This window comes from Plantactinospora sp. B6F1, assembly GCF_040120695.1.
Lineage (GTDB): Bacteria > Actinomycetota > Actinomycetes > Mycobacteriales > Micromonosporaceae > Plantactinospora.
Map to the genome: position 1 here is coordinate 145,057 of NZ_JBEEAC010000002.1, position 10,033 is coordinate 155,089.

Below are 10,033 nucleotides of genomic sequence, written 5' to 3' on the forward strand. Positions count from 1 at the left end.
GCCTCCCCTGCACTTCTCCCACTCCCTTGATCGGTGGCCAGTCTGTCAGCCTGCCCCCGTCGCGGGCAGACCCGGCGCCGGGAGGTGACCGGCGCCGCACCCCGCCGGCCCAGCGCGCCCGACAGCCGGCCGACATTTTCGTGCCTCGCTCCCGCCCCCGGGTCTACGCTGCCCGGGTGCTGCTACGGATGTCCACGCTGTTTCTGCGTACGCTGCGCGAGGATCCGGCCGACGCGGAGGTGTCGAGCCATCGGCTGCTGGTCCGGGCCGGTTACGTCCGTCGCGCCGCCCCGGGCGGCTACACCTGGCTTCCGCTCGGCCGGCTGGTGCTGGACCGGATCGCCGAGGTGGTCCGGGAGGAGATGGTCGCGATCGGCGGCCAGGAGGTGCTCTTCCCGGCCCTGCTGCCCCGGGAGCCGTACGAGACGACCGGCCGGTGGACCGAGTACGGCGACGACATCTTCACTCTCAAGGACCGGCGTGGCGCCGAGTACCTGCTCGGTCCCACCCACGAGGAGATGGCCGCACTGCTGGTCCGGGACACCTTCACTTCGTACCGGGACTTCCCGGTCTCGATCTTCCAGGTGCAGACGAAGTACCGCGACGAGGCGCGGCCCCGGGCCGGGCTGCTGCGCGGGCGGGAGTTCCTGATGAAGGACTCCTACTCCTTCGACCTCGACCGGGCCGGGTTGGCGGCGGCGTACGACCGGCACCGGGCGGCGTACCAGCGGATCTTCGACCGGCTCGGGTTGACGTACACGATCGTCGCGGCGACCTCGGGCGCGATGGGCGGCTCGGCGTCGGAGGAGTTCCTCGCCGTGACGCCGGTCGGCGACGACACCTTCGTCGGCTGCACCGCCTGCGACTACGCGGCCAACACCGAGGCGGTGACCACCCCGCCGGCCCCGGCCGGGGACGTGCACGCGCACCCTGCGGCGCAGGTGCACGACACCCCGGAGACGCCGACCATCGAGAGTCTGGTCGCGCTCGCCAACGCCCGACGACTCGGCGGCCGGACCGACTGGGCCGCCGGCGACACCCTGAAGAACGTCGTCATCGAGCTGCGCCGGCCCGGCTCGGACGAGCCGGAGTTGCTGGTCATCGGGGTACCCGGGGACCGCGAGGTCGATCTCGGGCGGCTCGCGGCGGTGCTGAGCCCGGCCACCGTGTCGATGTTCGACGGCTTCGCCGACCGGCCCGAGTTGGTCCGGGGCTACATCGGTCCGCAACTGATGGCCAAGCTCGGCATCCGCTATCTCGTCGACCCCCGGGTGGCAGCCGGCACCGCCTGGCTGACCGGCGCCGACGAGCCGGGCCGGCACGCCACCGACGTCGTCTGCGGGCGGGACTTCACCCCGGACGGGACGATCGAGGCGGCCGAGGTCCGGGCCGGTGACCCCTGTCCGGCCTGCCGGCCGGGGGTGCTGACGATCCGCAGGGGCGTCGAGATCGGGCACGTGTTCCAGCTCGGCCGGCGCTACACCGACGCGTTCCGGGTCGACGTGCTGGGTCAGGACGGCAAGCCGGTCCGGCCGACCATGGGCTGCTACGGCATCGGGGTGTCCCGGGCGGTGGCGGCGATCGCCGAACAGCACCACGACGAGCGGGGGCTGGTCTGGCCGGCGGCGGTGGCGCCCTGCGACGTACACCTGGTGGCGGCCGGAAAGGGGCCGCAGCTGGCGGCGGCGCTGGACCTCGGCGGGCAGCTCGCCGGGCGCGGCCTGCGGGTGCTGGTCGATGACCGGACGCACGTCTCGGCCGGGGTCAAGTTCGCCGACGCCGAGCTGATCGGTATCCCACGCACCGTCGTGGTCGGCCGCCGCTGGGCCGACGGGTACGTCGAACTACGCGACCGCGTCACCGGAGACCGCGCCGAACTCTCGGCGGCGGAACTCCTGGCCCGGCTGGCCGGTCCGGCACGCCCAGGCCCGGAGGGTCCGGCCGGCGAGCACCCAGGCCCGGAGGGTCCGGCCGGCTAGCGTCCCGCCCGTTGGTGTCCGGTTGGTTCGGTCGTGGGCCAGCCGCCCTGGCCCGGACAACTGTGACCTGGGCAACTGTCGTTCATGGGGCACCCGGTCGTCTCGTCTGTGTTGGCAGGCAGGCATTGACCGCCCGCCTGTTGGCAGGCAGGCACACGAACGATCGGAGACGTCATGAAGGTCTTCCTCGCCGGCGCAACCGGTGCGATCGGCAGGCATCTGGTCAGCCAGCTTGTGGCCCGCAACCACGAGGTCGTCGGTACGACTCGCTCGGCCGAGAAGGCCGGCGTCCTGCGGTCCCTGGGTGCCGAACCGGTCATCGTCGACGCGCTCGACGCCGAGTCGGTGGCTGACGCCGTGGCGAAGGCCGAGCCGGAGGTGGTCGTGCATCAGTTGACGGCGTTGAGCGGTCCGACCGACTTCCGGCACGCGAAGCTCATGGCGGCGGCCACCAACCGGTTGCGCACCGTGGGCACCGACCACCTGCTGGCGGCTGCGCGCGCCGTCGGGGTACGCACGTTCGTGGCGCAGAGCAACGCGATGTGGATGGAACGGGTCGGCGGGCCGGTCGTCGACGAGAGCGGCCGGATCGAGCCGAATCCGCCGGCCGATGCCGAGGAAGCCGTGGCGGCGCTGCGCCATCTGGAGACCGCGGTGACCGGTATCGCGTGGGCCGAGGGCATCGCGCTTCGCTACGGCGGCTTCTACGGCCCCGGTACCGGCGTAGAGTTGGCGCCGGGCGCGGGTATGGCCGCGCAGGTCCGCCGACGGAAGTTCCCGATCGTCGGCGGTGGCTCGGGGGTGTGGTCGCTGGTGCATGTCGTAGATGCCGTCTCGGCGACGGTCGCGGCCGTCGAACGCGGCAGGAGTGGCATCTACCACGTCGCCGACGACGACCCGGCGCCGGTGGGCGAGTGGCTGCCGGAACTGGCCCGGGTTCTCGGCGCCAAGCCGCCGCGCCGCCTCCCGGCCTGGCTCGTGCGCATGCTGGCCGGCGAGATGCCGGTGGACATGATGACCCGGGCCCGGGGCATCTCCAGCGAGAAGGCCAAGCGCGAGCTGGGCTGGACGTTGCGGTACCCGAGCTGGCGCAGGGGTTTCGTCGAAGGGCTGGGCTGACCGGTGTCCGCCGACGATCTGTACGCCGAGCTGCGCCCCCGGGCGTTCGCCATCGCGTACCGGATGCTCGGCAGCGTGGGCGAGGCCGAGGACGTGGTGCAGGAGGCGTTCCTGCGGATGCACCAGACCCTGGGACGGGACGAGCGGATCGCCTCGCCGCGCGCGTACATCGCGACCCTGGTCACCCGGCTGGCGATCGACCAGTTGCGCTCGGCGCGGGCTCGGCGCGAACGGTATGTCGGCGACTGGCTGCCGGAGCCGCTGGTCACCGACCCGTCACCGGCGGACCGCGCGGAAACCGCCGACGAGATGTCGCTGGCGTTCCTCGTGCTCCTGGAAACCCTGTCGCCCCGGCAGCGGGCCGCCTTCCTGCTGCGTGAGGTGTTCGACTACCCGTACGCCGAGGTCGCCGACATCATCGGCTCCGACCTCGACAGCACCCGGCACCTGGTGGCGAAGGCTCGGGCCCACGTCCGGGAGCGCCGGCCGCGCTACCACGCCACTCGCCGGCAGGGCGAAGAGCTGGCCCGGCGGTTCTTCGCGGCCGCCGAGCACGGCGACCTGCGGGCGTTGGAGGCGCTGCTCGCCCAGGACGTGGTGCTGCGCGGCGACGGCGGCGGGAAGGTCCCCGCGCTGGCGCGGGCGATCAACGGCCGGACCACGGTGGCCCGGCACCTGCTGGCCGCGTTGTCGCTGGTGGCACCGCACGGTGGCGTGCGCATCCGCATCGCCGAGGTCAACGGCCGGCCCGGCGCGATGGTGTTGGACTCGCGGGACCGGCTCTTCGGTGTGCTGGGGCTCGACATCGCCGACGGCGAGATCCAGGCGATCCACTCGATCGTCAACCCCGACAAGCTGCGCCACCTCGAACCGGTCAGCGACCTCGGTGCACGGGTCCGCGCTGCCCGCCGACGCCACGACGGCGCAACCGGGGTCGGCAGGTAACCGGGCGGACAGCCGCGACGCCTAGTCCGTCGGCCGGCCGGCCCTGCCGGACCGTTGTGCCTGGTAGAGCCGCTGGCAGTCGGCGTACCGGGGCAGGATGTCGGCGGCGCGCAGCTCGGCCAGGCTGGGCGCGTCGGCGTCGCGTTCGGAGAGGATCGGGTCGAGCTCGGCCGGCCAGGGCAGCGCCAACTCGGGATCCCGCAGGTGCACGATGCGTTCCCGCGCCGGGGCGTACCGGGCGGAGCAGAGATAGCTGACGACGCTCTCCTCCTCCAGCGCGACGAAGGCGTGGCCGAGCCCTTCGGACAGATAGACGGCACGGTTGTCGATGGTGTCCAGCCGGGTCATCTCGTGCCGGCCGAAGGTCGGCGAACCGACCCGCAGGTCGACCACCACGTCGAGTACGGCGCCACGCGGGCAGTAGACGTACTTGGCCTGGCCGACCGGTACGTCGGCCCAGTGCACGCCCCGGATCACGCCCCGCCGCGAGACGCTCTGGTTGGCCTGCGCCACGGACAACTCGAAGCCGAGCGCGTCGGCGAAGACCGCCGCGTCGTACCAGACGAGGAGCCGGCCGCGGTCGTCGGAGAACTGCTGCGGAAGGAACTCCCAGGCACCGGCGATGGACAGCTCCGTGGCCTTCACTCGCACCTCACAGCGTTACTCCGGATCTCTCCGGCCTGTCGGGGCCAACCGCACCATAACGTGCAACGACCCAGGTGACCGATCGGAAACCCGACATGGTGTTAGCGTGCCGGCCAAGGGGTAGCAGGTGGTATCGGAATTCGGGGGTTCGGAGGTACACAGTGACTGAGGTCAGAGTCCGTGACGTCATGACCAGAACGATCGTCTATCTACCCGCGGCCACCGCCCTGGACGAGGCGGCCCGCGCCATGCGGGACGCCGACATCGGCGACGTGGTGGTGACGGACGGGTCGAGCCTGTTCGGCATGGTGACCGACCGGGACATCGTGATCCGGGCCGTCGCCGAGGGCAGGGACGCCCGGCAGACCACGATCGGCTCGGTGACCTCCCGGGACATTGTGATGATCGAACAGAACTCCACCGCAGCCGAGGCCGCGGCCCTGATGCGGGACCGGGCCGTACGCCGGATCCTGGTCTGCGACGGCGACCGGCAACTCGTCGGCATCGTCTCCCTGGGCGACCTGGCGGTTCGTCCGGAGCCGTCGCCGGTGCTCAGCGAGATCAGCGAGGCCGGCATCCGCCCCTGAGCCACCTCGGTAGCCTGGGGCCCATGCCGCAGTCGATGCCACCGAAGCTCGCCGAGATCGTGGCGGAGTTCGCCGCCGCTCCCCGGGACGTGGTCCTGGAGATGCTGCTGGAGTTCTCCGACGCGGTGCCGCCGCTGCCGGCGGAGTTGACCGGCCACGCCGGGATGGAGCAGGTCCCGGAGTGCCAGACCGCCTTTTTTTTGCGCGCCGAGGTGGCCGCCGACCGTACGGTGACCACCTGGTTCGACTGCCCGCCGGAGGCGCCCACCACCAGGGCCTTCGCCGGAATCCTGGCCGAGGGACTGGCCGGGGCGAGCGCCGACGAGGTGCTGGCCGTGCCGGACGACCTCTACCAGCAGATGGGGCTGGCTCAGGCGATCAGTCCGCTGCGGGTACGCGGCGGCAACGCCATCCTGGCCCGGCTCAAGCGACAGGTCCGGGACCAGCTCGCCTGACGGTGCCGGTGCGCGGCCGGTCGACACCCGTGGCGCGGCAAGGTTTCACGTGCAACAACATCGACAGACATCGCTGCGACAGGAGTGCCGTCGCGCGGCCGTCCGGCGGCGGCGGTCCGTCAGCGCGCGACTCCGGCCGCCCGTTCGACCTCGGCCAGCATCAGCCGCAGCGACAGGCTGTGCCGCTCGGGCGGCAACCGGTCCAGCGCCCGCCGGGCGTGGCCGAGTCCGCCGGACGCGTCCCCGGCGCTCGCCATCAGCAGACCCCGGTGCAGTTCGATGTGGGTGGCGAACCGGGGCAGACTCTCCGGCCGGGTCCGGTCCGCCGCGTCCTGTGCGGCCACCGCCGCGGGATGGCCGAGCCGGGACAGCAGCATCGATTCGAAGGTGTGGAACCGCCACTGCGGCACCGCGAAGTCGGAGATCTGCTCCGAGCTGCCGGCCGTGTCGAAGACCCGGCGGGCATCGTCCAGCCGGGCCAGGCCGGTGACGGTGTCACCCCGACAGGCGGCGACGTGCGCCTGCGCGGTCAGCGCGTTCAACCGGCCCAGGGTAGGCCGGTCGGAGAGCGCGACGGCGTGTTCGGCGAAGCGGGCGGCGACCGGCAGGTGCGCCCCCTCGTACGCCAGCGCGAGGGCGGCCCGGCCGCGTACCCAGACCCGGGTCGCCAGGTCGCCGGAACGATCCGCCGCGATCGCCGCCATCTCGTACGACCGGATCGCTCCCCGGCCACCGTCGTTGCCGGGCAGGGTCTTGCCGTGCACCGTCATCAACCGGGCGGCGACCCCCCACAGGTGTGGGCTGCCCAGCTCCTGTTGCAGCACCACCAGATCGGCGGCGAGCCGGCCCCGGAGTTCGGCGGCGCCGAGCGACATGTAGTCCTGCCCGTACGCCTCGGCCCGGGCAACCCACTCGTCGACGTCCCGACGCGGCCCGATGGCGGCGGCGAACCCGTGCTGGACCAGCTCGGCCACGGCGGAGGAGACGACGACGGTCGCGGCGAGTGCGAGGGCACCTCTGCGGTTCACGCTGTCTCCCAACACCCGCTCGTAGGCGAGGACCAGATCCGGGGTGGCCGGCCGCTTGCCGAGCTCCACGTTGCACAGATGACTCTTGCTGTAGTTGGTGCGGGCCGCCATCTGGGTCAGGGTGACCTTGGCGTCCGTACGCGCCACCCTCAGCCTTGCGCCGACGTGATCCATCCGTCTACCGCCTGTGCGCTCCGGAAAACACCTGAAAACCGCGCCTACTATCGGTAGTTCTCTGATTACGGGAATGTAGGGATGTGGATCGCTTCAGTTCGATGTGGCATCGATCAATGTTTTACCGCTTCCGGGCACAGAACGTAAGCCTGGAGTGACCTCGGGATCGGTGCCGGGACAGGAGTTCCACGACCCGCGGGTATGACCCGAGTCGATCTCGTCGGCCTCCAGGTCGGCTCGTGATCGGTCCGCGCGGGACGGGGGCGCCTACCCGCTGTCTTCCCCCTGACCAGTGGGCGGCGCCCCACCGGGTGCGGCGGTCGTGCCGGCGGCCGCCGCACCTCCCGGGCAGCTCAGGAGGCGACTCGTGGGTGCGACTGGGCCGGTGCGCCCCCCGGGCGTGCGCCGGCGGCGCGGCGGGCGGAGATGACCGGCCCGGCCGCGCGCCGAATACGTAATCGGATGGTGCTGTCGGCCCGGCTCATCGTGATCGAACACTGGCCACGCGACGACGGTCGTTGCGCTATCTGCAAACTGCCGGGCTGCCGGGCACTGGCGACGGCACGTGCGTATTTAGAAATGGTGAACGACCCATTCGTACCCGCACCTCCGGTTGCCGATGTGGTAGACATCGACAGCCATGCCACCCCCTCGCCGGGGGTGACCGGCGGCGAGCCGGTGGACGGGGGCGAAGGGAATCCCGGATGAGCGAGACGACGCTGTGCCTGCCGTGCCCGCTCGCCCTGCGTCCGCCGGTGACCACGCCGCCCCACCACTGCCCCGGGCAGGTACGCCTGGTCTCCGGCACCGGCCAGGTCCGGATCGTCCTCTGCCGATGCCCGATCTGCTGGCCGGACCGCTCGACCGACCCGTCCGGGCAGAGGGCGACCGGCCGGTCGGGACAGCCCTCAGCCGAGCTGGCGGGCGAATCGTCAGCCGACCTCGCGGGCGAGCCCCTCGACGACCTCGGCGGTCGGCAGGAGCCCGAGAGCCGCACCGGGCAGTGCGATCTTGCTGTGCCGGACGCCGGACCCGACGATCACGTACGGCGTGCCGGCCACCCGCGAGTCGACCAGGATCGGCCACGACTCGGGCAGCCCGATCGGGGTGATGCCGCCGTACTCCATGCCGGTCAGCTCGACGGCCTCGGCCATCGGGGCGAAGCTCGCCTTGCGTACGTCGAGGTGGCGGCGCACCACACCGTTCACGTCGGCCCGGGTGGTCGCCAGTACCACGCAGGCCGCGTACCGGACCGTCCCCTCCCGCTTGCCGGCCACCACCACGCAGTTCGCAGACACGTCGAGTCCGACGTCGTACGCGGCGCAGAAGGCGACGGTGTCGGCCAGGGTGGCGTCGATCGGCGCGACCAGGATGTCGTCCACGCCGACCGGTGAGTCGGCGGGCCAGCGGTGCAGGGCCTCGGTCACCGGCGGTGCGAGCAGATCCTGGCGGGTCCGGGCCGGCTCCGTCTTCAGAGTTCCCATCACGCCCGCGATCCTCGCACCGACCACTGCGACCAGACACACCGGCTCCGACCGGGCACACCGGCCAAGGGGCGAGGCGCCGCCGAACGAGGATGCGACGCCGCAGGACGACGGGGCGACGCGCAGGACGACGACGTGGCGTGGGTCGGCCGTCAGCAACCGACGGTCGAACCGCGGGCGGGTCAGCTGCCGGCGAGGAAGGCGTCGTCCGGCACCAGGCTGCGTTCCCGGAGCCGGTCCCGTTCGGGCGACTGGGCGGCCCGTTCCCGCCGCAGGTCGACGTCCTCGATGCCGTGCCGGACGGCGATCCGGACCACGCCGTAGAGGAAGACGAAGCCGCAGACGTACATCAGCGCGGCCAGAGCCATGTAGATCATGCGTTCGAGAGTAGGCCCTGAATCCGGAGATTTTTCGTGTTCCGGACAGGCTCGCCCGGTCGGGTGCGGTACGTCGTCAGTCGCCTCCGTCGGTCGACCCCGCTGCCGGCCGTCGCAGTACGGCGTCGAAGACCTGGGCCAGCTCCGCCGCGTCCTCGCCCGCGTGGTGGGTGTGCGGGATCCCGGTCAGACCCAGCGCATACTTGATCTTCCCCTTGTGCGTACCGGCCCACTCGGCGCCGGTCCGCCCCATCCAGTAGCTACGCAGGTCCACCCCGGAACCGGTCGCCCCGAACGGACTCCGGCCGGTGAACCGGACGAAGTACCAGTGCACGAACATCCCGTCCCAGACGGCGGGAGCGGCCAGGAAGACCGGCCTTCCCTGCTTGCGCAGCCCGTTCACCCACCTCGCCGCGGCGGTCATCGCCTCCTCGGCCGGCGGCGCCTCCCGGAGCAGGCGTTCCCGGTCCAGCCCGGAGACGGCGAGAGCCTGGGGCACGAACTCGTCGGAGATCGGGCGCAACTCGGTGTAGAAGGTCAGCTCGGGCCGGCCGGCGACCGCCATGCCCAGCGAGATCATGCTGTACGGCCCGGGGATCGGCCCGTCCGCCTCGACGTCGACCGCGACGTACAACTCCGGAAGCTCAGCCACGAGATCAGCTTGCGGTGCCACGCCGACCCGGTCCACCCGAATTCCACCCCCGAAGACGGTTCGGACGGTTCCGGCGTGAGGTTCCCGGCACAGCTAAACATTAGTTGAGGTATTCGGGATACCCTCGACCCGTGACCGCACCTGCCCTCACCGTCGGACAGCTCGCCGCGCGCAGTGGCGTCGCCGTCTCGGCCCTGCACTTCTACGAGGCCAAGGGCCTGATCACCAGTACCCGGACCAGTGGCAACCAGCGCCGCTACAGCCGCGACGTCCTGCGCCGGGTCGCCTTCATCCGGTTCGCCCAGCGGGTCGGTGTGCCGCTGGCCCAGATCCGGGAGGCTCTGGCCAGCCTGCCCGAGCAGCGCACACCGACCCGCGCGGACTGGGCCCGGCTCTCGGCGAACTGGCGCGGCCAGCTCGACGAACGGATCGCCGCCCTGCAACGGCTCCGCGACGACCTCTCCGACTGCATCGGCTGTGGCTGCCTGTCACTGGACCGGTGCGCCCTCTCCAACCCCGGCGACGTGATGGCCGGTACCGGACCGGGGCCACGCCACCTGCTCGCCGGCCTCACCGAAACAGCGTCCA

Annotated in this window: 10 protein-coding genes and 1 pseudogene; 6 read left to right on the top strand and 5 right to left on the bottom strand. The window is 71.8% G+C overall.

What is annotated here, in order from left to right:
• The first annotated feature begins 176 nt into the window (after nt 1-176).
• The 3 genes from ABNF97_RS03795 to sigJ all read left to right on the top strand — a co-directional run bounded on the left by ABNF97_RS03795 (nt 177) and on the right by sigJ (nt 4,043).
• Nucleotides 177-1,979, top strand: coding sequence for a proline--tRNA ligase (locus tag ABNF97_RS03795; protein ID WP_349337655.1), 1,803 nt, complete (start codon nt 177-179; stop codon nt 1,977-1,979).
• Nucleotides 1,980-2,153: 174 nt separating this feature from the next.
• Entirely contained in the window at nt 2,154-3,098 is a 945-nt protein-coding gene (locus ABNF97_RS03800) for an NAD-dependent epimerase/dehydratase family protein (protein WP_349337656.1), read from the top strand.
• A gap of 3 nt (nt 3,099-3,101) precedes the next feature.
• Complete coding sequence (gene sigJ / locus ABNF97_RS03805; RefSeq protein WP_349337657.1) at nt 3,102-4,043, top strand: RNA polymerase sigma factor SigJ; 942 nt, start codon at nt 3,102-3,104, stop codon at nt 4,041-4,043.
• A 21-nt stretch (nt 4,044-4,064) separates the two neighbouring features.
• Here the strand turns inward: sigJ and ABNF97_RS03810 are convergent, their stop codons facing one another.
• The gene (locus ABNF97_RS03810; protein WP_349337658.1) at nt 4,065-4,688 is read right to left on the bottom strand and encodes a dTDP-4-dehydrorhamnose 3,5-epimerase family protein; all 624 of its coding nucleotides are present in this window, start codon (nt 4,686-4,688) and stop codon (nt 4,065-4,067) included.
• Nucleotides 4,689-4,849: 161 nt separating this feature from the next.
• Here ABNF97_RS03810 and ABNF97_RS03815 point away from each other — a divergent pair, with 161 nt between their 5' ends.
• Both ABNF97_RS03815 and ABNF97_RS03820 read left to right on the top strand, forming a co-directional pair.
• On the top strand, nt 4,850-5,275 hold the full coding sequence (locus tag ABNF97_RS03815) for a CBS domain-containing protein (RefSeq protein WP_349337659.1): 426 nt from the start codon (nt 4,850-4,852) through the stop codon (nt 5,273-5,275).
• Nucleotides 5,276-5,298: 23 nt separating this feature from the next.
• On the top strand, nt 5,299-5,730 hold the full coding sequence (locus ABNF97_RS03820; protein ID WP_130461224.1) for a SufE family protein: 432 nt from the start codon (nt 5,299-5,301) through the stop codon (nt 5,728-5,730).
• 119 nt (nt 5,731-5,849) lie between these two features.
• Here ABNF97_RS03820 and ABNF97_RS03825 read toward each other — a convergent pair whose 3' ends face one another.
• The 4 genes from ABNF97_RS03825 to ABNF97_RS03840 form a co-directional block, all read right to left on the bottom strand.
• Nucleotides 5,850-6,932 (bottom strand): helix-turn-helix domain-containing protein, encoded by a 1,083-nt coding sequence (locus tag ABNF97_RS03825; protein WP_130461225.1) that lies wholly within the window; start codon nt 6,930-6,932, stop codon nt 5,850-5,852.
• Between the two features lie 932 nt (nt 6,933-7,864).
• Nucleotides 7,865-8,416 (bottom strand): YbaK/EbsC family protein, encoded by a 552-nt coding sequence (locus ABNF97_RS03830; RefSeq protein WP_130465704.1) that lies wholly within the window; start codon nt 8,414-8,416, stop codon nt 7,865-7,867.
• Nucleotides 8,417-8,598: 182 nt separating this feature from the next.
• A complete protein-coding gene (locus ABNF97_RS03835) occupies nt 8,599-8,793 on the bottom strand; it encodes a hypothetical protein (RefSeq protein WP_349337660.1) in 195 nt (64 codons plus the stop codon).
• Nucleotides 8,794-8,869: 76 nt separating this feature from the next.
• Complete coding sequence (locus ABNF97_RS03840) at nt 8,870-9,445, bottom strand: 3'-5' exonuclease family protein (RefSeq protein ID WP_130461227.1); 576 nt, start codon at nt 9,443-9,445, stop codon at nt 8,870-8,872.
• 131 nt (nt 9,446-9,576) lie between these two features.
• Between ABNF97_RS03840 and soxR the strand changes: the two are divergent.
• Nucleotides 9,577-10,008: pseudogene (gene soxR / locus ABNF97_RS03845) on the top strand (redox-sensitive transcriptional activator SoxR); the annotation flags it as partial.
• Between the last annotated feature and the right edge of the window lie 25 nt (nt 10,009-10,033).

Bases quoted from the DNA above. Each gene is read 5' to 3' on its own strand.
- ABNF97_RS03800 (WP_349337656.1), top strand. From the start codon at position 2,154: ATGAAGGTCTTCCTCGCCGGCGCAACCGGTGCGATCGGCAGGCATCTG.
- ABNF97_RS03820 (WP_130461224.1), top strand. From the start codon at position 5,299: ATGCCGCAGTCGATGCCACCGAAGCTCGCCGAGATCGTGGCGGAGTTC.
- ABNF97_RS03825 (WP_130461225.1), bottom strand. From the start codon at position 6,932: ATGGATCACGTCGGCGCAAGGCTGAGGGTGGCGCGTACGGACGCCAAG.
- ABNF97_RS03830 (WP_130465704.1), bottom strand. From the start codon at position 8,416: ATGGGAACTCTGAAGACGGAGCCGGCCCGGACCCGCCAGGATCTGCTC.
- ABNF97_RS03835 (WP_349337660.1), bottom strand. From the start codon at position 8,793: ATGATCTACATGGCTCTGGCCGCGCTGATGTACGTCTGCGGCTTCGTC.